The sequence below is a fragment of the Streptomyces cupreus genome, from assembly GCF_014257025.1.
Classification (GTDB): domain Bacteria; phylum Actinomycetota; class Actinomycetes; order Streptomycetales; family Streptomycetaceae; genus Streptomyces; species Streptomyces cupreus.
Window position 1 is genome coordinate 1 of record NZ_JACMSF010000021.1, and the last position, 22,592, is coordinate 22,592.

The 22,592-nt window shown below is 70.7% G+C and carries 18 protein-coding genes; 12 read left to right on the forward strand and 6 right to left on the reverse strand.

Translation table 11 applies throughout. The features are described from left to right. Nucleotides 1-5: 5 nt before the first annotated feature. Nucleotides 6-938, reverse strand: a complete 933-nt coding sequence (locus H4N64_RS20170) for a Ppx/GppA family phosphatase (RefSeq protein ID WP_186283782.1) — start codon at nucleotides 936-938, stop codon at nucleotides 6-8. Nucleotides 939-1,021: 83 nt separating this feature from the next. On the opposite strand from H4N64_RS20170, the gene H4N64_RS20175 reads away from it, so the two are divergent. After that, a complete protein-coding gene (locus H4N64_RS20175) occupies nucleotides 1,022-1,873 on the forward strand; it encodes a DUF3109 family protein (RefSeq protein WP_186283783.1) in 852 nt (283 codons plus the stop codon). 12 nt (nucleotides 1,874-1,885) lie between these two features. Here the strand turns inward: H4N64_RS20175 and H4N64_RS20180 are convergent, their stop codons facing one another. After that, entirely contained in the window at nucleotides 1,886-3,634 is a 1,749-nt protein-coding gene (locus H4N64_RS20180) for a sigma-70 family RNA polymerase sigma factor (protein WP_186283784.1), read from the reverse strand. A gap of 217 nt (nucleotides 3,635-3,851) precedes the next feature. Here H4N64_RS20180 and radA point away from each other — a divergent pair, with 217 nt between their 5' ends. Next, nucleotides 3,852-5,261 (forward strand): DNA repair protein RadA, encoded by a 1,410-nt coding sequence (radA, locus tag H4N64_RS20185; RefSeq protein WP_186283785.1) that lies wholly within the window; start codon nucleotides 3,852-3,854, stop codon nucleotides 5,259-5,261. An 81-nt stretch (nucleotides 5,262-5,342) separates the two neighbouring features. Further along, nucleotides 5,343-6,467 (forward strand): DNA integrity scanning diadenylate cyclase DisA, encoded by a 1,125-nt coding sequence (gene disA / locus H4N64_RS20190; protein ID WP_186283786.1) that lies wholly within the window; start codon nucleotides 5,343-5,345, stop codon nucleotides 6,465-6,467. A 3-nt stretch (nucleotides 6,468-6,470) separates the two neighbouring features. Here disA and H4N64_RS20195 read toward each other — a convergent pair whose 3' ends face one another. Together H4N64_RS20195 and H4N64_RS20200 are read right to left on the reverse strand one after the other, a co-directional pair. Next, on the reverse strand, nucleotides 6,471-7,283 hold the full coding sequence (locus tag H4N64_RS20195) for a hypothetical protein (RefSeq protein ID WP_186283787.1): 813 nt from the start codon (nucleotides 7,281-7,283) through the stop codon (nucleotides 6,471-6,473). 163 nt (nucleotides 7,284-7,446) lie between these two features. Beyond that, a complete protein-coding gene (locus H4N64_RS20200) occupies nucleotides 7,447-7,599 on the reverse strand; it encodes a hypothetical protein (RefSeq protein WP_186283903.1) in 153 nt (50 codons plus the stop codon). Between the two features lie 71 nt (nucleotides 7,600-7,670). Between H4N64_RS20200 and H4N64_RS20205 the strand changes: the two genes are divergently transcribed. The 5 genes from H4N64_RS20205 (at nucleotide 7,671) to cseC (ending at nucleotide 12,151) form a co-directional block, all read left to right on the forward strand. Further along, nucleotides 7,671-8,597 carry an A/G-specific adenine glycosylase gene (locus H4N64_RS20205; protein ID WP_186283788.1) on the forward strand — a complete coding sequence of 309 codons (927 nt, stop codon included), beginning with the start codon at nucleotides 7,671-7,673 and terminating at the stop codon, nucleotides 8,595-8,597. 199 nt (nucleotides 8,598-8,796) lie between these two features. Then, nucleotides 8,797-9,336: a SigE family RNA polymerase sigma factor gene (locus H4N64_RS20210; protein ID WP_186283894.1), complete on the forward strand. Its 540-nt coding sequence runs from the start codon at nucleotides 8,797-8,799 to the stop codon at nucleotides 9,334-9,336. Continuing rightward, the gene (locus H4N64_RS20215) at nucleotides 9,324-9,995 is read left to right on the forward strand and encodes a hypothetical protein (protein ID WP_186283789.1); all 672 of its coding nucleotides are present in this window, start codon (nucleotides 9,324-9,326) and stop codon (nucleotides 9,993-9,995) included. The genes H4N64_RS20210 and H4N64_RS20215 overlap by 13 nt, the downstream gene beginning before the upstream one ends. 101 nt (nucleotides 9,996-10,096) lie before the next feature. Continuing rightward, complete coding sequence (gene cseB, locus H4N64_RS20220; protein ID WP_186283790.1) at nucleotides 10,097-10,801, forward strand: two-component system response regulator CseB; 705 nt, start codon at nucleotides 10,097-10,099, stop codon at nucleotides 10,799-10,801. Between the two features lie 12 nt (nucleotides 10,802-10,813). Further along, nucleotides 10,814-12,151 carry a two-component system sensor histidine kinase CseC gene (cseC, locus tag H4N64_RS20225; RefSeq protein ID WP_186283791.1) on the forward strand — a complete coding sequence of 446 codons (1,338 nt, stop codon included), beginning with the start codon at nucleotides 10,814-10,816 and terminating at the stop codon, nucleotides 12,149-12,151. A gap of 68 nt (nucleotides 12,152-12,219) precedes the next feature. On the opposite strand, the gene H4N64_RS20230 is transcribed toward cseC, so the two are convergent. Next, complete coding sequence (locus H4N64_RS20230; RefSeq protein ID WP_186283792.1) at nucleotides 12,220-13,785, reverse strand: MDR family MFS transporter; 1,566 nt, start codon at nucleotides 13,783-13,785, stop codon at nucleotides 12,220-12,222. 117 nt (nucleotides 13,786-13,902) lie between these two features. Here H4N64_RS20230 and H4N64_RS20235 point away from each other — a divergent pair, with 117 nt between their 5' ends. After that, the gene (locus H4N64_RS20235; RefSeq protein WP_186283793.1) at nucleotides 13,903-14,505 is read left to right on the forward strand and encodes a TetR/AcrR family transcriptional regulator; all 603 of its coding nucleotides are present in this window, start codon (nucleotides 13,903-13,905) and stop codon (nucleotides 14,503-14,505) included. Nucleotides 14,506-14,515: 10 nt separating this feature from the next. Here the strand turns inward: H4N64_RS20235 and H4N64_RS20240 are convergent, their stop codons facing one another. Beyond that, complete coding sequence (locus tag H4N64_RS20240) at nucleotides 14,516-15,112, reverse strand: M23 family metallopeptidase (RefSeq protein ID WP_186283794.1); 597 nt, start codon at nucleotides 15,110-15,112, stop codon at nucleotides 14,516-14,518. A gap of 319 nt (nucleotides 15,113-15,431) precedes the next feature. Here H4N64_RS20240 and H4N64_RS20245 point away from each other — a divergent pair, with 319 nt between their 5' ends. From H4N64_RS20245 to H4N64_RS20255, 3 genes are all read left to right on the forward strand, one after another. Then, nucleotides 15,432-18,656 (forward strand): NACHT domain-containing protein, encoded by a 3,225-nt coding sequence (locus H4N64_RS20245; protein WP_336246741.1) that lies wholly within the window; start codon nucleotides 15,432-15,434, stop codon nucleotides 18,654-18,656. 8 nt (nucleotides 18,657-18,664) lie between these two features. After that, nucleotides 18,665-21,778 (forward strand): NACHT domain-containing protein, encoded by a 3,114-nt coding sequence (locus H4N64_RS20250; protein ID WP_186283795.1) that lies wholly within the window; start codon nucleotides 18,665-18,667, stop codon nucleotides 21,776-21,778. Between the two features lie 112 nt (nucleotides 21,779-21,890). Beyond that, nucleotides 21,891-22,526, forward strand: coding sequence for an HAD family acid phosphatase (locus H4N64_RS20255; protein WP_186283796.1), 636 nt, complete (start codon nucleotides 21,891-21,893; stop codon nucleotides 22,524-22,526). The last annotated feature ends 66 nt before the right edge of the window (nucleotides 22,527-22,592 follow it).

Below are 22,592 nucleotides of genomic sequence, written 5' to 3' on the forward strand. Positions count from 1 at the left end.
CGGTGTCACATGGCCGGAAGGTGGTCCAGCCTGCGCAGGATCACGCCCTCCCGCAGGGCCCACGGGCAGATCTCCAGGGTCTCCACGCCGAACAGGTCCATCGCGCCCTCGGCGACCAGGGCGCCCGCGAGGAGCTGCCCGGCGCGGCCTTCGGAGACTCCGGGGAGCTCGGCGCGCTGCGCCGCTGTCATGCCGGCGAGCTGCGGGACCCAGGCCTCCAGGGACTCGCGCTTCAGGTCGCGCTGGACGTACAGGCCCTCGGCGGAGCGGGCGGCGCCGGCGATGCGGGCGAGCTGCTTGAAGGTCTTGGACGTGGCGACCACGTGGTCGGGCCGTCCGAAGCGACTGAACTCGCCGACCGTACGCGCGATCTGGGCGCGGACATGCCGGCGCAGGGCGCGGATGTCCTCGGGGGCGGGCGGATCGGCGGGCAGCCAGCCGGCGGTGAGTCGGCCGGCGCCGAGCGGCAGGGAGACCGCCGCGTCCGGCTCCTCGTCGATGCCGTAGGCGATCTCCAGGGAGCCGCCGCCGATGTCCAGGACCAGCAGTTTTCCGGCCGACCAGCCGAACCAGCGGCGGACCGCGAGGAAGGTGAGCCGGGCCTCCTCGGCGCCGGTGAGGACCTGGAGCTCCACCCCGGTCTCGGCCTTCACGCGCGCGAGGACGTCATCGGCGTTGGTGGCCTCGCGCACCGCGGAGGTCGCGAACGGCAGCAGGTCCTCCACACCCTTGTCCTCGGCCGCCTGGAGCGCTTCCTTGACGACCGAGATGAGTTTGTCGACCCCGTCGGGCCCGATGGCCCCGCTCTCGTCGAGCAGTTGGGCAAGGCGCAGTTCCGCCTTGTGCGAGTGCGCGGGCAACGGGCGCGCGCCTGGGTGCGCATCCACCACCAGCAGATGCACCGTGTTCGATCCCACGTCGAGGACACCGAGTCTCATGTACGGAACGCTACTGCCAGCCGGGCCGTGCACGTCCCCCGGTGCGGTCCCGACAGGGGTCTCGGGCGACTTACCCTGGACGGGTGCCAAAGACGAAAAAGGCGAAGGACCAGAAGGCGGCCAAATCACCCGGCGGTTCTTCGCAGGTGAAGCCGTCGAAGAAGGCGAAGAAGAAGGCTCTGGCTGCGGACGAGAAGGGCCTCGACTTCGCACGCGCGTGGGTGGAGTTCCCCGATCCGGCAGACGACGAGCAGATCTTCCGATGCGATCTGACATGGCTGACCTCTCGTTGGAACTGCATCTTCGGCAGCGGCTGCCAGGGCATCCAAGCAGGTCGCGCCGATGACGGGTGCTGCACCCTGGGCGCTCACTTCTCCGACGAGGACGACGAGAAGCGGGTGGCGGAGCACGTGGCGAGGCTCACGCCGGAGATCTGGCAGCACCACGGTGTGGGCGTGGAGACCGGGTGGATCTCGGAGGACGACGAGGGCTCCCGGCAGACCCGCCCGTACCAGGGCTCGTGCATCTTCCAGAACCGGCCCGGCTTCGCGGGCGGCGCGGGCTGCTCGCTGCACATCCTCGCCCTCAAGGAGGGCCGCGAGCCGCTGGAGACCAAGCCGGACGTCTGCTGGCAGCTTCCGGTCCGGCGGACCTACGACTGGATCGACCGACCCGACGACACGCGCGTGCTCCAGGTGTCGATCGGCGAGTACGACCGCCGCGGCTGGGGCCCGGGCGGCCATGATCTGCACTGGTGGTGCACCTCGGCGACCTCGGCACACGGCGCCGGTGACCCGGTGTATGTCTCCTACCGGGCGGAGCTGACCGAGCTGATGGGCAAGGCCGGCTACGACCGCCTGGTCGAGCTGTGCGAGGAGCGGCTGGCCTCCCAGCTGCCGTTGCTGGCACCGCATCCGGCGGATCCGGTGGACTGACGGCCTGAGGGGCTACGACGTGGACGGGCTCGGGTCGCCGCTGTCGCTGGGCGGCGGCGTCGAGCCTCCCGGGTCTGCTGGGCCGGAGGGCGGCGGGTCCGGGTCGGAGGACGAGGGCGGCGGGTCGCTCGGCGTGGGGTCCGTGGGCGCCGGGTCGGTCGGGGTCGGCTCGGGGTCGGTGGGCGTCGGGTCCGGGGACGTGGGGGGCGGGTCGCTCGGGGTGGGACTTGTGGGCGTCGGGTCGGGGCCGCCGGGTCCGGGGGCGGAGGGGCTGGGCGCGGTGCCGTAGCCCTCGATACGGACGACGGCTCCGGCGGGTGAGACGGCGACCTGTGCGCTCCAGTACCCGGACGGCTCGCGCAGCGGGTCGACGTACACCTTGATCGTCAACGACTCGCCGGGGGCGAGGGTTCCCGACGAACGGCTCAGGTAGAGCCAGGAGGCGCCGGTGCTCGCGGACCAGCGCACGGGGGCGTCACTGGTCGCGGCGAGGGTGATGAGCGTGGTGTCACCGCGGTTGATCGCCGTGACCTCCAGGTGTCCCGCGCCCTTCTTCCCGGCGCCGGTGACGCTGATGACCTCGACCGAGACATCGGGCTTGGCGCCCTTGCCGAAGCCGCCGCCGGGGTGGGTGCCGGTGTTGCCGGCGCTCTCGTAGCCGCCCGTCGCCTCGCCGTACAGTGCGTCCGGGTCGCGCGCCTCGCTCGCGCTGGCCGAGCGGCCCTCGGCGCTCTCGCCGGTGGGAGTGCCGCGGTAGGCGGCCCACAGGGCGAGCACGGGGGCGGCCACGACGGTGGCGATGACGGTCGTGGTGACGGCACGGGCGCGCAGGCGGTCCCGGCGGGCGGCCCGGTCCTTGGGGTCCATCGGGAAGCCGCGGCGGTCGAAGCGGGGAGCGGTGCCCCGCGCGCGTGGGACGTGCGCCATGGCCACGTGCAGGGCCGCGCGGGGCGCTTCCAGGACGGGAAGCTCGGCGGGGGTGACGGTGGCGCCGGGCCAGCGGCCGGGGACCGCGCTTTCGGCGGTACGGCGGCAGCGGGGGCAGTCGTCGACGTGGCGCACCAGCTCGCGGCGCAGGGCCGTGCTGAGGACGAGCTGGTTGTCACCGGTGAGGCGGGCGACGCTCGGGCAGGTGCCGGTCTCCACCACGGCGAGGGCCGCGCGCGTGCGCTCCACTTCGCAGGCGGCGGAGGCGAGCAGTTCGCGGGCGGCGGTGGGGTCCATGCCGAGGACGGCGGCGACCTCGTGGGCGGCGAGATGGTGGCGTACGGCGAGTTCGAGCGCCTCTCGCTGTTCGGGGGTGGTGCCGGCGGCCTCCGGCCAGGCGAGCAGCGCGAGTTGGCGCCTGCGGTCCTCCAGGACCTGCTCGGAGAGGGGCGGGGTGGAGGGCTGACTGTGGGCGCCTGACCGGCCCGCCGCGTGGGTGGCCTGACGTTTCTGCTTGGCCTCGGCCAGCTTGCGCAGGCACGACCAGCGGGCGAGCGCGTACAGCCAGGCGCGGCGGTCGGCGGCGGACTCCGGGACGCGTTGGCCGCGGCGCTCGGCCAGCGCGAGAGCGTCGCCGAGGGCGGCGGTCGCGGTGTCGTGGTCGCACAGGACGGACAGGCAGTAGGTGAACAGGCCGTCCAGGTACGGCTCGTAACGCGCGGGCGGGCGCTGCGCCAGGTTGCGCGCAGCGCCTCGGTCGCGCGCCTCCCGGTGCGCTCGGTGTGCGTGTGCGCCGGTGGTGCGGGTGGTGGTCTGCGGACTGCTGCTCATCATCCGTGGACCGTAGGCGGGTCGGGGTGGTCGCTTCTTCCACCTTGAGCACATTTAATCCGTACGGGTGAAACGATCCCTCATAAGGGGACTGGAGCGACGGATTCCGTGGCCGGTTCTTGGTGGTGATGACCGGTTTCGCCCAGTCTCGGCGACCGTGGCTGTTCCGCAGCAGCCGCCGCTGAAGGCGTTGTCAGTGGGGGCCTATACCGTTCGGTTCATGGCTGCCCGTACGAAGTCCGCCAAAGAGCGTCCGTCCTACCGCTGCACCGAGTGTGGGTGGCAGACGGCCAAGTGGCTCGGTCGGTGCGCCGAGTGCCAGGCCTGGGGGACCATCGAGGAGTACGGGGCACCCGCGGTCCGGACGACCGCCCCGGGCCGCGTCACCAACTCCGCGCTGCCCATCGGGCAGGTCGACGGGCGGCAGGCGACCGCTCGGCCCACCGGCGTGCCCGAGCTGGACCGGGTGCTCGGCGGCGGGCTCGTGCCCGGGGCCGTCGTACTGCTCGCGGGCGAGCCCGGCGTCGGCAAGTCCACGCTGCTGCTCGACGTCGCGGCCAAGTCGGCCAGTGACGAACACCGCACTCTCTACGTCACCGGCGAGGAGTCGGCGAGCCAGGTGCGGCTGCGCGCCGACCGCATCAATGCCCTCGACGATCATCTGTATCTCGCGGCCGAGACCGACCTGGCGGCCGTGCTCGGCCACTTGGACGCGGTCAAGCCGTCCCTGCTGATCCTGGACTCCGTGCAGACGGTGGCCTCCCCGGAGATCGACGGCGCCCCGGGCGGCATGGCCCAGGTGCGGGAGGTGGCGGGGGCGCTGATCCGGGCCTCCAAGGAGCGCGGGATGTCCACGCTCCTTGTGGGCCATGTCACCAAGGACGGCGCCATCGCGGGCCCCCGTCTGCTGGAGCACCTCGTGGACGTCGTCCTGCACTTCGAGGGCGACCGGCACGCGCGCCTGCGTCTGGTGCGCGGCGTCAAGAACCGGTACGGCGCGACGGACGAGGTCGGCTGCTTTGAACTGCACGACGAGGGCATCACGGGCCTTGCCGACCCAAGCGGACTTTTCCTGACGCGTCGTGACGAACCGGTCCCGGGCACCTGTCTGACGGTCACCCTGGAGGGCCGCCGCCCGCTGGTCGCCGAAGTACAGGCGCTCACCGTCGACTCGCAGATCCCCTCCCCGCGCCGCACCACCTCCGGTCTGGAGACCTCCCGGGTCTCGATGATGCTCGCCGTACTGGAACAGCGCGGCAGGATCAGCGCCCTGGGCAAGCGGGACATCTACTCCGCGACGGTCGGCGGAGTGAAGCTCTCGGAGCCCGCCGCGGACCTCGCCGTCGCCCTCGCGCTGGCCAGCGCCGCGAGCGACACCCCGCTGCCGAAGAATCTCGTCGCGATCGGCGAGGTGGGCCTCGCGGGCGAGGTCAGACGGGTCACGGGCGTGCAGCGCAGGCTGGCCGAAGCGCACCGGCTGGGCTTCACGCACGCGCTCGTGCCGGGCGATCCCGGGAAGATCCCCGCGGGTATGAAGGTGCTGGAAGTCGCGGACATAGGGGACGCCCTCCGGGTCCTTCCGCGCTCGCGTCGACGAGAGGCCCCACGGGACGCCGAGGACCGCCGGTAGACTTTGCCCTGGTCTCGCCCGTCCGTACGAACCGAGTGTGCGAAACGGGAGCGCCCCAGAACCTGCGACCGGAGGAGTGCAGTGGCAGCCAACGACCGGGCAGCAGCTCCCGGAAAGTCCGGTGGGAGCTCCGGTGCCGATGGCCTGATGCGCGCCTCACTGAGCGCCGTGGCACCCGGCACGGCCCTGCGCGACGGCCTTGAGCGGATCCTCCGCGGCAACACCGGAGGGCTCATCGTGCTGGGCTCCGACAAGACCGTCGAGGCCATGTGCACGGGCGGATTCGTCCTGGATGTCGAGTTCACGGCCACCCGGCTGCGGGAGCTGTGCAAGCTGGACGGCGGCATCGTGCTCTCGTCGGACCTGTCGAAGATCCTTCGCGCGGGTGTGCAGCTGGTGCCGGACCCGACGATCCCCACCGAGGAGACGGGCACGCGGCACCGTACGGCGGACCGGGTGAGCAAGCAGGTCGGGTTCCCTGTGGTCTCCGTCTCGCAGTCCATGCGGCTGATCGCGCTGTACGTCGACGGGCAGCGGCGGGTGCTGGAGGACTCGGCGGCGATCCTGTCCCGGGCGAACCAGGCGCTGGCGACGCTTGAGCGGTACAAGCTGCGGCTGGACGAGGTCGCGGGCACGCTGTCGGCGCTGGAGATCGAGGACCTCGTGACGGTCCGGGACGTCTCGGCCGTCGCGCAGCGGCTGGAGATGGTCCGGCGGATCGCCACCGAAATCGCCGAGTACGTGGTGGAGCTGGGCACCGACGGGCGGCTTCTCGCGCTTCAGCTGGACGAGTTGATCGCGGGTGTCGAGCCCGAGCGGGAGCTGGTCGTACGGGATTACGTGCCCGAGCCGACGGCGAAGCGTTCCCGTACGGTCGAGGAGGCGCTGTCCGAGCTGGACGCGCTGAGCCATGCGGAGTTGCTGGAACTGGCGACGGTCGCTCGGGCGTTGGGGTACACGGGGTCGCCCGAGGCGCTGGACTCCGCGGTGTCACCGCGCGGCTTCCGCCTGCTGGCGAAGGTGCCCCGGCTGCCCGGGGCGATCATCGACCGGCTGGTGGAACACTTCGGCGGCCTCCAGAAGCTGCTCGCCGCGAGCGTGGACGACCTGCAGACGGTGGACGGCGTCGGCGAGGCCCGAGCACGAAGCGTGCGCGAGGGCCTGTCGAGGCTGGCGGAGTCCTCGATCCTTGAGCGGTACGTCTAGCCCTCAGTCCTTCTCCAGCACGAACGACGTCTGCGCCTTCGCAAAGCCCGGGGTCGTCGCTTCGACCAGGTAGGTGCCGGCCGCTGCTGAACCCGCCGGAGGCGTTGCGCACTCGGGGGCGCTCGGCTTGCGGTCCCACTTGATCGGGTAGGTGACGCTGCTGTCGGCCGCGACGCGGAAGGGCAGGCTCGCGGAGGTCTTCGGGCAGTCCGCGGAGGACCAGTAGGCGTCGTCGCTGCCTGCCTGAGTGATCGTCAGGACCGCTTGCTTCGGGCCCAGATCGACCTTGCAGTCGCCGCCGGAGGAGTTCGTCGCCGTGAGTTCCAGGGTCGGCGTCTCGCCGGGTCCGTATGTGTTACGGACACTGCGAACCGTCAACTTCACCGCGTCCGCAGTGCAGTTGGGCAGCGAAGAGCCCGCCGGAAGCGCGTCGCCCGCGCCTACGCCCGTACCGCCGTCCGTAGAGCCGCCGCCCGCGCTCCCGTCGGAAGATCCGGAGCCCGACCCGTCGCCGGAACCCCCCGTGTCGCCGGAGCCGGACCCCGAACCGCCGATGCCCCCGTCCTCCGACTCGTCCCGCCCACCCGGGGCTTGGCTGATCGCCGGCCCGGAGCCGGACGGTCCCGGCGTGATCGTCGAGGGGGCGGGATTCTTGCCGTTGTTCCCGTCGGCGCCGTTCTTGTCGCCTCCGCCACCCGAGGTGAGCACCCAGGTGATCAGCAGCGCCAACAGGGCGACCACGGACAGCAGTACGGCCCTCCGTCGCCAGTAGATGGAGGAGGGAAGCGGCCCGACCGGATTGCGCAGAGATCCCACGGCGCAAACTGTACGAGAGATCGGCGCGTTCGCTGGCCCCACCCGCCGCCCCGGGCCACAACTTTTCCGGATCATCATCCCGGACAGCCGCCCCGACCTGCGCCTCCACCGTTCCTGACTTGTTCAATCGATCCCAGACGCGCGGTTCGCGGCCGTAGCTTCGTCACAGCCGAAGAGCAGCGTGCCGGCCAGGACCCCCCACTCCGGTATCGGGTGGCAGGCCGAGCAGCAGGGCGAGGACGCCGAGGGCGGGTCCGTATCCCAGGGTGAACGGAGCGGGTGCGGCGAGCAGGCTCAGTACGGTCAGGTGATCCACAAGGTCCCCTACCCCCAAGGGGTGGCGGTGCCACCGTGCGGGCCGTCCCGCATGGCAGGATCGGTAAGGCCATGACTGCGCCCACGAAGCCCGACGCCCTCTCGAACCCCTCCGACTCCTCCGGTGGCGAGCCGTTGCACGCCCCCGTCATCGACTGGTTCGACGACCACGCCCGTGATCTGCCCTGGCGGCGGCCCGAGGCCGGGCCGTGGGGGGTGATGGTCAGTGAGTTCATGCTCCAGCAGACGCCGGTGAACCGGGTCCAGCCCGTCTACGAGCAGTGGCTGGCCCGCTGGCCGCGCCCCGCCGACCTGGCCACCGAGGCCCCCGGCGAGGCCGTGCGCGCCTGGGGCCGGCTCGGCTATCCGCGCCGCGCGCTGCGGCTGCACGGCGCCGCGGTCGCGATAACGGAACGGCACGGCGGCGACGTACCGACCGATCACGCGCAGCTCCTGGCGCTGCCCGGCATCGGCGAGTACACGGCGGCCGCGGTCGCCTCCTTCGCGTACGGGCAGCGGCACCCGGTGCTCGACACCAACGTCCGCCGGGTCTTCGCGCGCGCGGTGACCGGGGTGCGGTACCCGCCGAACGCCACCACCGCCGCCGAGCGCAAGCTCGCCCGCGCGCTGCTGCCCGAGGACGAGCCGACCGCCGCGCGCTGGGCCGCCGCCTCCATGGAGCTGGGCGCGCTGGTGTGCACGGCGAAGAACGAGTCGTGCCACCGCTGTCCGATCGCCGCGCGGTGCGCCTGGCGGCTCGCGGGCAAGCCGGAGCACGAGGGTCCGCCGCGCCGCGGCCAGACCTACGCCGGCACCGACCGCCAGGTCCGCGGCAAGCTGCTCGCCGTACTGCGTGAGGCCCACGCGCCCGTGCCGCAGGCGGCGTTGGACCGCGTATGGCACGAGCCGGTGCAGCGTGCGCGGGCGCTGGACGGACTTGTCGCGGACGGTCTCGTGGAGCCGCTCCAAGGTGGTTTGTATCGGCTGCCGTTGACCTGAGCCGAACGCCAAAACGGCCTATACCGGCGTCATTCGGTGCACTGCTTTACCCCTTTCCTCCTTCCGTTACACAACCGACGGACAGCCGAGTGCCAGCCGCAGGCTGCTTCGGACAGCGCCGTGACAACGCCTCCGTAGCTTCATCTGCGTGCTCGACAGGAGCGCGACAGAAGTCAACGGGGATGTGGAGGCGGTCAACATGGCGCAGGGCGAGGTGCTCGAATTCGAGGAGTACGTCCGCACCCGGCAGGACGCGCTGCTGCGCAGCGCGCGTCGGCTGGTGCCGGACCCCGTGGACGCCCAGGACCTCCTCCAGACGGCGCTCGTCCGCACGTACGGCCGCTGGGAGACCATCGAGGACAAGCGGCTCGCGGACGCCTACCTTCGCCGGGTGATGATCAACACGCGGACCGAGTGGTGGCGGGCCCGCAAGCTGGAGGAGGTGCCGACCGAGCAGCTCCCGGACGCCTCGGTCGACGACTCCACCGAGCAGCACGCGGACCGCGCCCTCCTGATGGACGTCATGAAGGTGCTCGCCCCCAAGCAGCGCAGTGTGGTCGTGCTGCGACACTGGGAGCAGATGTCCACGGAGGAGACGGCCGCCGCCCTCGGCATGTCGGCCGGAACGGTCAAGAGCACGCTGCACCGGGCGCTCGCCCGGCTCCGCGAGGAGCTGGAGAGCCGCGATCTGGACGCACGCGCGCTGGAGCGTGAGGAGCGGGAGCGTTGCGCGGCCTAGCCAGTGACGCCACAGAGGCGACCGGGGCACGAGGGACCACCCAGGCGGTGATCACGGCGCTCGCCGTGTTCGCCGCCCTCGCCCTTTCCGTGTCCGCCTGCGCCACCGGCGGCACCGGCGCCAGGGACGAGGGCCCGGCGCACGACGAGTCGGTCGCGGGCGCGGCCGTGGCCCCGCAGGGGTCCCCTTCACCGTCGTCGGCCGGCCGCCCCGGCCAGGCGGAGGTCGTACGGCTGATCAAGTCGGACCCGAAGATCTCGACCGAGGTCAAGCGCGACCTCAAGCCCTGCACCGCCGACGACTACCCCATCGACACCTCCTACGGCGAGCTGACCGGCGGGACCTCCGAAGACGTCGTCGTCAACGTCCTGACCTGCGGAGACGGCGTGGGTGTCGGCTCGTATGTGTATCGCGAGCAGAACGGCACGTACGAGAATGTGTTCAAGGCCGAGGAGCCGCCGGTGTACGCGCAGATCGACCGCGGTGATCTGGTGGTGAGCAAGCAGGTGTACGAGAAGGGCGACCCGGTGTCGAGTCCGTCCGGCGAGAACGTGATCACGTACCGCTGGAGCGAGGGCCGCTTCGCCCAGGAGTACTTCTGGCACAACGACTACGGCACGGTCGTCGGCGACGAACCCTCGCCGGTGCCGGATGCCTGAGCACGGCGTGGACGGGCTGAGCACGGCCGGATGAACCGATCGGGCGCTCGGACCGATCTCCTAGTAGGACACCCACCACCACGAGGACTGAGAGCACCGGGATGGCAGACCAGACCCACGTTCTGTTCGTCGAGGACGACGACGTCATCCGCGAGGCCACCCAGCTCGCCCTGGAGCGGGACGGCTTCGCGGTCACGGCCATGCCCGACGGTCTGTCGGGCCTGGAGGCGTTCCGGGCGGACCGGCCCGACATCGCCCTGCTGGACGTCATGGTCCCGGGCCTGGACGGGGTCAGCCTGTGCCGGCGGATCCGCGACGAGTCGACCGTGCCGGTGATCATGCTGTCTGCGCGCGCCGACTCCATCGATGTCGTGCTGGGCCTGGAGGCGGGCGCCGACGACTATGTGACCAAGCCGTTCGACGGTGCCGTGCTGGTCGCCCGGATCCGTGCGGTGCTGCGCCGCTTCGGGCACGCGAGCGGTGGCGCGCAGGCCGCGGAGCCGGGAGCGGCTGCGACCGGCGGGGTGCTGACCTTCGGTGAACTGGAGATCGACACCGAGGGGATGGAGGTGCGCCGGGCCGGCCGGCCGGTGGCGCTCACCCCGACCGAGATGCGGCTGCTGCTGGAGTTCTCCTCGGCGCCGGGCACGGTGCTCTCCCGGGACAAGCTCCTGGAGCGGGTGTGGGACTACGGCTGGGGCGGGGACACCCGGGTCGTCGACGTCCATGTGCAGCGGCTGCGCACGAAGATCGGCCAGGACCGGATCGAGACGGTCCGTGGCTTCGGCTACAAGCTCAAGGCCTGAGCGGGGCGGGGAATGCGGGGGATCTCCTGGCGCCGTGCGGATCTACGCGCGGCCGATATCCGTACCGGGCTGAAGTGGAAGCTCAGCGCGGCCATCGCGCTGGTCGGCGCGCTGGTGGCGGTCGCGCTCAGCCTGGTCGTGCACAACGCGGCGCGTGTGTCGATGCTGGACAACGCGCGCGATCTCGCCGATGAACGGATCCAGATCGCGCAGCGCAACTACGAGCTGTCCGGGCGCCCGAACTTCCCGAACGTCAAGGTCGACGACCCGGATCTGCCCGAGCCGCTCCGGGAGAAGGTCCAGCAGCGGCGGCGGGCGACGTACGTCACCGACTCGGCGGGCGGCGGGCCGGACATCTGGGCGGCCGTGCCGGTGCAGGACGGGAAGGTGCTGTCGCTGCACACCGGGTTCACCGACCGCAGCACCGACATCCTCAAGGATCTCGACCAGGCCCTGGTGATCGGCTCCATCGCGGTCGTCCTCGGCGGCAGCGCGATCGGGGTGCTGATCGGCGGGCAGATGTCGCGCCGACTGCGCAAGGCGGCGGTCGCGGCGGGGCAGGTCGCCAAGGGCGAGACGGACGTACGGGTGCGGGACGCGATCGGCGGGGTCGTCCGGGACGAGACCGACGATCTCGCGCGGGCGGTGGACGCCATGGCGGACGCGCTTCAGCAGCGACTTGAGGCGGAGCGGCGGGTCACGGCCGACATCGCGCACGAGCTGCGTACGCCGGTGACCGGGCTGCTGACCGCGGCGGAACTGTTGCCGCCCGGGCGGCCGACCGAGCTGGTGCTGGACCGGGCGAAGGCCATGCGGACGCTGGTGGAGGACGTCCTGGAGGTCGCCCGCCTGGACGGTGCCTCGGAGCGGGCGGAGTTGCAGGACATCATGCTGGGCGAGTTCATCACCCGGCGGGTCGCGGCGAAGGATCCGGACGTCGAGGTCCGTGTCGTGCACGAGTCGGAGGTCACCACAGACCCTCGGCGCCTGGAGCGCGTGCTGTTCAACCTCCTCGCCAATGCCGCCCGGCACGGCAAGCCGCCGGTCGAGGTCACCGTCGAGGGGCGGGTCATCCGGGTCCGCGACCACGGTCCCGGGTTCCCGGAGGCGCTGCTCGCGGACGGGCCGAGCCGGTTCCGCACCGGGAGCAGCGACCGGGCCGGCCACGGGCACGGCCTGGGCCTGACCATCGCGGCCGGCCAGGCCCGCGTCCTCGGCGCCCGCCTGACCTTCCGCAACATCCGCCCGGCCGGCGCCCCGGAGGGCGTACCGGCGGAGGGGGCGGTGGCGGTGCTGTGGCTGCCGGAGCACGCACCGACGAATACGGGCAGCTATCCGATGCTGCCGTAGCGGCGCCTTCGATGGGCGCTTGCGCCGCCCCCGCGAAGTCGGCGGCACGCGCCACTGACAACGACCGGTCAGACGGTCTCCGCCACCGGAGCCTTCGGCGCCGTGGCGTCCTCCTTCGGGCCTGCCCCCTTCAGCGGGACCTCCTTCACGAACACCGCGGCGACCAGCGCGACCACGGCCACCACGGCCCCGAGCAGGAACGCCGAGTGGGTGCCGGCGGACACCGCGTGCTGGTAGGCCTCGCGCACCGCCTCCGGCAGCTTCGCCAGGCTCGCGGCGTCCAGCTGTGCGGACTGCTCGGTCACCTTGGAGCCGATCGCCCCGGCCCGCTCGGCCATGACATCCCCGACTCGGTTGTTGAACAGGGCGCCCATGATCGCGACACCGAAGGAGGAGCCGAGCGTACGGAAGAGAGTGGTGGAGGAGGACGCGACGCCCATGTCCTTCATCTCCACGCTGTTCTGCGCGACCAGCATGGTGATCTGCATCAGACAGCCCATGCCGAGACCGACCACGGCCATGAACACACCGGAGGTGAACCGCGAGGTCCCGGTGTCCATGGTGGACAGCAGGTACAGCCCGACGACCATGAGGACACTGCCGAGGACCGGGAAGACGTAGTAGCGCCCGGTGTTGGTGGTCACGCGGCCCGCGACCATCGAGGTCACCAGCATCGCGCCGAGCATCGGCAGGAGCAGCAGCCCGGAGTTGGTGGCGGACGCGCCCTGCACGGACTGCTGGTACAGCGGCAGGAAGAGCGTGGCGCCGAACATCACGAAGCCGGTGATGAAGCCGATGACGGACATCAGCGTGAAGTTCCGGCTGCGGAAGATGTGCAGCGGCAGCACCGGCTCGGCGGCCTTGGTCTGCCAGAACACGAACCCGACGAGCGCGGCGACGCCGATGCCGATCAGCTCCATGATCCGCGCGGACGTCCAGGCGTACTCGGTGCCGCCCCAGGTGGTGACCAGCACGATCGCGGTGATGCCGACGGTCAGCAGCGCGGCGCCCAGATAGTCGATCCGCGCCTCGGCCCGCTTCTTCGGCAGTTGCAGGACCGCGCTGATGGCGAGCAGGGCGACGATGCCGAGGGGCAGGTTGATGTAGAAGGCCCAGCGCCAGCCCCAGTGGTCGGTGATGGTGCCGCCGACCAGCGGTCCGCCGATCATCGCGAGCGCCATGACGCCGGCCATCATGCCCTGGTACTTGCCGCGCTCGCGGGGCGGGATCAGGTCGCCGATGATCGCCATCACACCGACCATGAGTCCGCCGGCGCCGAGGCCCTGCACGGCCCGGAAGCCGATGAGCTGGCCCATGTCCTGGGCCATGCCGCTGAGCGCGGAGCCGATCAGGAAGAGCACGATCGAGCTCATGAAGACGCCCTTGCGCCCGTACATGTCGCCGAGCTTGCCCCACAGTGGGGTGGAGGCGGCGGTGGCGAGGGTGTACGCGGTGACGACCCACGAGAGATGTTCGAGCCCGCCCAGTTCTCCCACGATCGTCGGCATCGCCGTACCGATGATCATGTTGTCGAGCATCGCCAGCATCATCGTGATCATGAGCGCGAGCAGGACCACCCGCACGCTCTTGGGCTGTTTCTCCGGTACCGCGTCCACTGCCTGTGTCTGCGCCATGACTCCCACTCCCCCAGCTACTTACTTGCCGCCCGGCTAGTTGTCTACACTTCAGGAAAGTAGAGGCGTAACTAGCCGGGCGTCAAGTAAGTGTCGGAAAGCGCGAGGAGTACGAGGATGGGCGGCATGAGCGGCATGGATGGCACCAAGCAGCGGCGCCGCGGTAACACCCGTCAGCGCATCCAGGACGTGGCGCTCGAACTCTTCGCCGAGCAGGGATACGAGAAGACCTCACTGCGGGAGATCGCCGAGCGCCTCGACGTCACCAAGGCGGCGCTCTACTACCACTTCAAGACCAAGGAAGAGATCCTGGTCAGCATCTACGACGATCTGACCCGGCCGATCCTCGACCTGATCGAGTGGGGCAAGGGCGAGCCGCACACTCTGGAGACGAAGCAGGAGATCGTACGGCGCTACAACGCCATCCTCACCGACGCCGCCCCCTTGTTCCGCTTCATGCAGGAGAACCAGGCGACGGTACGGGAACTGCGCGTCGGCGAGACCATCAAGGAGCGCATGCAGGGCCTGCGCGAGATCATCATCGACCCGGACGCCGAACTGGTCGACCAGGTCCGCTACGTCAGCGCGATCTTCACCCTGCACGCCGGGATGTTCTTCCTCCAGGACCTCGACGCCGATCCCGAGGACAAGCGCGACGCCGTACTGGAGGTCGCGATGGACCTGGTGACCCAGGCCCATCGCGGGAGCGGGCGGCTTTAGGCCTTGGGCCTTAGAGCGACAGGCCCTTGGCGCGCAGGAACGCCACCGGGTCGACGGCCGAGCCGTAGTTCGCGGTCGTACGGATCTCGAAGTGCAGGTGCGGGCCGCTGGAGTTGCCGGTGTTGCCGGACAGGGCGATGCGCTGGCCGGTCTTGACTATCTGACCGACCTTCACCTGGATCTTCGACAGGTGGGCGTACTGGGAGTACGTGCCGTTGCCGTGCTTGATGACGACGGCGTTGCCGTAGGCGGGGCCGTCACCGGCGCCGTTGCCGCCGGCCTTGACGACGGTGCCGCCGTGCGCTGCGTAGACCTGGGTGCCGCTGGCGACGGCGAAGTCCTGGCCGCTGTGGGTGGACTGCCACATGGCGCCGTTCTGGGCGAAGCTCGCGGACTTCGTGTACTTCTTCACCGGCTTGACCCAGGAGACGGCCTTGGCCGCCTTGGTGGCCTTCGCGGTCGTGGCGGTCTGGGCGACGGCGGGCTGCGCGGCCTGGGCGACTCCGGCCCCCAGCACGACCGACGCCCCCAGGGCTGCGGCCACGGCGGCGACGCGGGTGCGGAGCGTGGACGTACGGGAAGAACGGGCGGAGACGCGCTGGGACATCGGAACCTCGGGGGGTCGGGGACATGAAAACCACCCGGCACTCGGACGGCTGCCGGATGGGCCAGTCCTTGGTACCCCTGACCCCCATCCACCCCCAAACCCCAGATCTACGACGGAAGATAGTACTTCATCCGAAAACTGAACCCTTCTTGACAGAGCTCCCATCTAGGACAAATAAGCCCATGCCCGCAAAACCGGCCTTGAGGCTCCGTGCCATAAGTCCTTTTTGCCCCATGGACCTTTCCACTACTCGACCTAGTAACGGACAAATCGCCTGTGCGGCATGTCACCGGCTGTCAAGATCCAAGGACGGCGGAATGTGACCGGCGCTACGCTGACCAGCGTTCATGTGACGACGGGGGAGGGCGGGTTGGACCCGGCAGTACTCGGCGCCAGGCTCGCGTCCGGCCTGGTCGGTCCGCTGGTGAAGAAGCTGTTCGTCAAGGAGGGCCCGGGCGCCGCCCTGGTGGACCGGCCGGTGAGACTCTCGGCACTGGTGTCCTTCAGGGGCGAGAAGCGGACGCTCGGCGAGAAGGAGTTACGCAAGCTCGTCCGCGAGCTGGTCGGCCGGGCAGCCCGCGAGACCCGGGAGTCGCCGCTGGACGACACCGAGCTGGAGGCCGTCACCGACGCCCTGGAGCTGACGCTGTACGCCCTGGGCAATCTGGAGCTCGACGACGTCCAGGCCGTACGCCTGGGCCATGAGGCACTGGCCACCACCCTGTACGTCCAGGCGGGCGGCCGTGACCTGGTCCGCTTCCTCAGCGAGGACTCCGTCTCCCTCTACTCCCAGCTGCTGACCAGCGCCTGTCTGCACATCCTGCACTTCTTCACCCAGCGGTCCGCCTTTGTCCCCCGCACCCTCGTCGAGCAGAGCCGGCAACTCGGCGAGCTGATCGAGCGGATGGACGTCCTGCTCGGGCGCCTGGCGAACCGTACGGTCGAGGACACCAGCTTCGAACAGCGCTACACGGCCTACCTCGCCAAGAAGCACAGCCGACTGACGATCTACGGCATCGATCTCAACGAGTCCCGTGCCTGGCCCCTGGACGCCGCCTATCTGAGCCTTGAGGCGACCCGTGACACCGAGCACCAGGCGGCACCCGACGAGTCCCTGACGCCGGCCGGCGAGGTCGCCCTCCCCGAGCGCTGGCTGCCGTCCGCCGCGCAGCCGGTGGAGCAGGTGCTCGCCGGGCACGAGCGGGTGCTGCTGCGCGGAGTCGCCGGGTCCGGCAAGACCACGCTCGTGCAGTGGCTGGCGGTCACCACCGCCCACCAGGGCCGGCTCACCGGTGACCTCGCCCATCTCATGGGCCGCGTCCCCTTCGTCCTGCCGCTGCGCACCCTCACCCGCGGCGGCGCCCGCCTCCCCGTCCCCGGCGACTTCCTGAGCGCGGTCAGCTGCCCGCTGGCCGGTTCCCAGCCCGCGGGCTGGGCGGACCGCGTCCTCGGTGCCGGACGCGGCCTCCTCCTGGTCGACGGCATCGACGAGGTCCCGGAGGAGGAGCGCGAGCGCACCCGGCGCTGGCTGGCCGATCTGCTCGCCGCCTTCCCGGGCAACCTCTGGCTGGTCACCTCCCGCCCCTCCGCCGTACGGCAGGAGTGGCTCGGCGGCGAGGACTTCACCGAGCTGACCCTCTCCCCCATGAGCCGGGAGAACATCACCGTCTTCATCCGCCGCTGGCACCGGGCCGCCGGCGCCGAACCGGCCCTGTGCGAGGCGCTGCTGAACGCCGTACGCACCAAACAGGACCTCGGCCGGCTCGCCACCAACCCCCTGATGTGCGCCCTGATCTGCGCCCTGCACCGCGAGCGCCGGGGCTTTCTGCCGCGGGGCCGCAAGGCCCTGTACGACGCGGCCCTGTCGATGCTGCTGGAGCGCCGGGACCGCGAGCGCGAGCTGACCGTGGAACTGGACGAGGAGTCCCAGGTCGAGCTGTTGCAGCGGCTCGCGTACTGGCTGATCCGCAACGGACGTGCCGAGATGGACCGTTCGGACGCCCTGAACCAACTGGAGCGGCTGCTGCCCTCCATGCCGTACGTCGCCGCGCAGGGCTCGGCCGAGGAGATCCTGCGCCATCTGATCGTCCGCTCCGGTCTGCTGCGCGAACCGGCCGCCGGGGCCGTGGACTTCGTCCACCGCACCTTCCAGGACTACCTGGGCGCGCGGGCGGCCGTGGAGGAGCGCGACTTCGACGTCCTGCTGCACCACGCCCATCTCGACCAGTGGGAGGACGTCATCCGCATGGCCGTCGCCCACGCCCGCCCGGACGAACGGGCCCGCCTGCTGCGCGGCCTGGTGGAGCGCGGCGACCGGGAGCAGGAGCACCGGGCGCGACTGCATCTGCTGGCGATGGCCTGCCTGGAGCACGCGGCCAAGCTGGACCCGGAAGTGAGGGCGCGGGTGGAGCGGCGCGCCGGAGAGCTGATCCCGCCGCGCACCCAGCCGGAGGCCCGCAAGCTGGCGGACCTGGGGCCGATGGTGCTGGAGCTGCTGCCTGGCCCCGAGGAGGTGGACGACCATCAGGCCGCCGCCAATGTCGTCAGCGCGGCAAGTCTGATCGGCGGGGATGCGGCGTTGCCGTGTCTGGTGCGGTACCGGGATCACGGCAGCCCGATCGTGCGGAGCCGACTGGGCTTTCACTGGGACCAGTTCGACACCGAGACGTACGCGGAGGAGGTGGTCCGGCATCTGCTGGACACGCCGGACACGACGATCGTCGTGCGTACGGCGGAGGAGCTCGCGGCGCTCGGCCGGCTCGGTGGACACCACGACGTAGAGGTGTGGGGTGACCTGGGTCCTGACCTCATCACGAAGGACCTGCCCGGGGCGAAGCTGAGCAGCCTCTCGCTGACCAACAGCCCGGTGACCGACCTGGGGTTCCTGGAGGGGTACCGGAATCTGACCTGGCTCCGCGTGATGGAGTGCCCCGGCCTGACCTCCGTCGAGCCGCTGACCCGAATACCCCTTCAGAAGCTGATCCTCAGCGACCTTCCCGGCCTGGACGACCTGACTCCCCTGCGCGAACTCACCGGGCTCACCCTGCTCAGCCTCCGCGGCACGACACCCTGGCCCGGCCTGGAGGCTCTGCCCCGCGAGGCCCCGTTAGAGTACCTCTTCCTGCCTCCCGCCGCGCGCGACCTGGCCGCGCTGAGCGAGTTCCGGTCCCTCAGGCAACTCGGTGTGGACATCGACACCCCGCTCACCGCCGAGGAATGGCAGGCGGTCTCGGACCTCGAAAACCTGACCATTCTGATCCTCAAGCCCGGCCAACTCTCCGATCTGGCAACCCGGGGCAAGTGCTTGGAGAGGATCACGCACGTGTCGCTGATGGCCAGTCACCAGACGGTGGACCTCGGCCCGTTGGTCTCCGTGTTCCCGGAACTGACCATCCTCTCCGTCTATTTCGCCGACGAACTCGACCTCGCCCCGCTCACCCCACACCCGAGCCTGCGCACGGTCGTCACCTCCCCCACCTGCCGCCTGCGCAACGTCTCCGCCCTCCCGCCCACCATCGAGGTCAACCCTCGCCCCAAGGAGTGACCGCCCCCATGGAACCCTCAGCCATAGGCGTCAGGCTGGCGTCCTCCCTGGTCACCCCCCTGATCAAAAAGCTGTTCGTGACCGAGTCCGCGGGCGCCGCCCTCGTCGACCGCCCGGTCCGGATCTCCGGCTTCGTCTCCTTCCGCGGCGAGAAGCGCACCCTGGACCGCCCCGACCTGCACAAACTCTCCGCCGAACTGGTCCGCCAGGCCCTCAAGGGCGGCGAGCGGCCCATCTACGCCGACGAGGAACAGGCTGTCGTGCACGCCCTCGCCGACACCCTGCACGCGCTCGGCGACCTGACCATGACCGACGTACAGGCGGTGGACCTCGGGCACGAGTTCCTGGCCGCCAGCCTCAGGAACGCGAGCGGCCACCCGGACCGCAAACTCTCCTACGACGCCGGACAGTTCTACGGCCGCCTGCTCACCACGGCCTGTCTGCACATCGTGCACTTCTTCACCCAGCGGTCCAACTTCGTACCCCGCACCCTCGTCGAGCAGTCCCGGCGACAGCACGAACTCATCGCCAAGGTCGACGAGTTGATCGCCCGCACCCCACCCACCGGCGGCACCGACACGGCCTTCGAACGGCGCTATCGGCCCTACGTCACCACCAAGCACGGCCAGCTCACCATCTACGGCATCGACCTGGCCAACTCCCCCGACCGCTGGCCCCTGGACGCCGCCTACCTCAGCCTCCAGGCCCTCGGCCCCGCCGAGGACGACCGCGCCACCGGCCCCGGCGGCCTGCACATCGCCTCCGCCGCCAGCGCCCTCCCCGCCGAACAGGCCCTCTCGGAGCACGACCGGGTACTGCTGCGCGGGGTCGCCGGATCCGGCAAGACCACCCTCGTGCAGTGGCTCGCGGTGACCGCGGCCCGCGGGGAGCGCGGCGACCGGGTCCCGTTCGTGCTGCCGCTGCGCACCCTGGTCCGCCGCCCCGGCGGCCTCCCGGCGCCGGACGCCTTCCTGTCCGCCGTGCACGTCCCGTTCCACGCGAACCAGCCGGACGGCTGGGCGGACCGCGTCCTGGCCGCCGGCCGTGGCCTGCTGCTGATCGACGGCATCGACGAGATCCCCGAGCGCGAGCGGGAACGCACCCGCCGCTGGCTGCGCGACCTCCTCGACGTCTACCCCGGCAACCAGTGGCTGGTCACCTCCCGCCCCTCCGCCGTACGCGAGGACTGGCTCGCCGCGGACGGCTTCACGGAGCTGGCGCTCACCCCGATGAGCCAGGACGACGTGGCCGCGTTCATCGACCGCTGGCACACGGCGGCCCGTATCGACGCACCCGACCCCAACCGCCTGGACGGCTACCGGCGGTCCCTCCTCGACGCCGTACGCACCAAGCCCGATCTCGGGCGGCTCGCCACCAACCCCCTGATGTGCGGGCTGATCTGCGCCCTGCACCGGGACCGGCGCGGGTATCTGCCGCACGGGCGCCAGGAGTTGTACGACGCGGCCCTGTCGATGCTGCTCGCCCGCCGGGACGAGGAACGGGACATGTTCCCGCAAGGGGAGGTGTTCCTCACCGAACTCCCCCAGATCCAGCTGCTGCAGCGGCTCGCGTACTGGCTGATCCGCAACAACCAGTCCGAGCTGGACCGCGACCGCGCCGAGCGGATCATCGCCGACGTCCTGCCGTCCCTGCCGGTCGCGGGCGACCAGGGCGACGCCGGGCAGATCCTGCGCTATCTGCTGGTCCGCAGCGGCCTGCTGCGCGAACCGGCCGCCGGGACCGTGGAGTTCGTCCACCGCACCTTCCAGGACTACCTGGGCGCGAAGGCGGCCGTGGAGGACGGCGATTTCGGACTACTGGTGCGCGGAGCGGTGGACGAGCAGTGGGCGGACGTGCTCCGGATGGCGGTGGCGCATGCGCGCCCGCGTGAACGGGCCGATCTGCTACGGGACTTGAGTGCGTCGGCGGAACGGACGGAGGGCGCGGCGAGCGCGCGCCTACGGCTCCTGGCACTGGCCTCGCTGGAGCACGCGACGGAGCTGGATCCGCGGGTGCGGGCAGAGGTGGAGCGGAACGCGGCCTCGCTGATCCCGCCGCGGACGACGGAGGAGGCGCGGGCGCTTGCCTCGGTCGGCCCGCTCGCCCTGGAGCTGCTGCCGGGCCCTGAGGGGTTGGACGAGGAGGAGGCGCGGGCGGTCGTCGTGACGGCGTCCCTCATCGGCACGGAGGCCGCACTGCCGGTGCTGGCCCGGTTCCGCTCCCATCCGGCGCTCGACGTGCGGGCTCAACTGACCTGGACCTGGCACCGGTTCGCGACCCGCCGATTCGGGGAGGAGGTCATCGCGCATCTGCCGGAGGACGAGCTGTTCTTCAGTGCGCGGTCGGTGGAGCAGCTGCGGTTTCTGCGGGAGCTGGGCGGGCGGCGTTCCGTGCAACTGGTCGGCGGTATCGAACCGGACGAGATCAGCGCCGGACTCAACCCCGAAACGACGGCGGAGCTGGTCATCCGGGACAACGACGAGCTGTGGGACCTGACCTGCCTGTCGTCCCTGCACCGGCTCGTCTATCTGGACCTCAGCAGGTGCTTCTCCCTGGAAGACCTGGCCCCACTGGCCGGCCTCCCCCTGTCCTGGCTGTCCCTGGACCTGCTGGAGTCCGACCTGGATCTGTCCGCCCTCTCCGGTATGCCGGTCCTGAACCAGCTCGATCTCGGGATCACACTGGAGGCCGACTCCCTGGACGCGGCGCTCCCCAGGGACTTGGACCTGCACTATCTGCGCTTCACCAAGTCGGCACTCACGCACACCGGCCTGCGCGGCCTGCACCGCTTTCCCTCGCTGCGACAGCTGAGCCTCGCCAAGCTGTACGAACCGCTCTCCCCCGAGGACTGCGCGGAGGTCGCCCAGCTCCCCCAACTGGAGGAACTGCGCCTCAACTGGCAGAACCTGGACGGCTGGCAGGGCCCACCCCTGCCCGGGGTGACCCATCTGCGCCTGAACAACTTCCAGGGCACCGAGGACCTCTCGGCCGTCCCGACCCTGTTCCCCGCTCTCCGCTCGGTCACCATCGTCTACGCCCCCGAGGTCACCTGGGTCCCCGAGGAGATCCTCGCCCCGCTCCCGGTGCCCCCCGCCTTCAAGCGGATCCGCGGCGTCGTGTGACGCACACCTCTAGCCACCTACCGTTCAGTAACCCTACGGTTCCCCACGCGCCACCCAGTCCCACGAACATGCACACGACACTCTGGCCGTACGCGAAGGGACCCCCACACACATGACCACCCGACGCCCCTGGGCGCTCCGCATAGGTGCCACCGCAGCCTCCGCCGCCGCCCTTGTGGCTTTCGCCGGATCGGCCCAGGCCGCGACGAGCACCGGCACGACGAGCGTCGCCATCGCCGCCGCCACCGCGGAGGACGTCGACTACGACACCTGGCAGAAGGACTGCCAGATCGTGATGGACCGGGCGCTGCCTCAGCTCAAGCAGCGGATCGCGAACACCGAGCCCGGTGAGAAGCAGGCGATCGTGTTCGACATCGACAACACGACCCTGGAGACCGACTTCGGCTTCAGCTACCCCCAGCCGGCCAACAAGCCGGTCCTGGAGGTCGCCAAGTACGCCCAGGAGCACGGCGTCGCCCTGTTCTTCGTGACCGCCCGCCCGGGCATCATCTACTCGGTCACGGACTACAACCTCAAGTACCGCGGCTACAAGGTCGCCGGGCTCTACGTCCGCGGCTTCCTCGACCTGTTCAAGAACGTCGCCGACTACAAGACGGCCCAGCGCGTCGACATCGAGAACAAGGGCTACACGATCATCGCGAACATCGGCAACAGCGCCACCGACCTGTCGGGCGGCCACGCCGAGAAGACGTACAAGCTGCCGGACTACGACGGCCAGCTTTCCTGAGCGAAGCCATGAAAAGGGGCTGCCCCGGGACCTCGTCCCGGGGCAGCCCCTTGGTTCAGGCCCAGC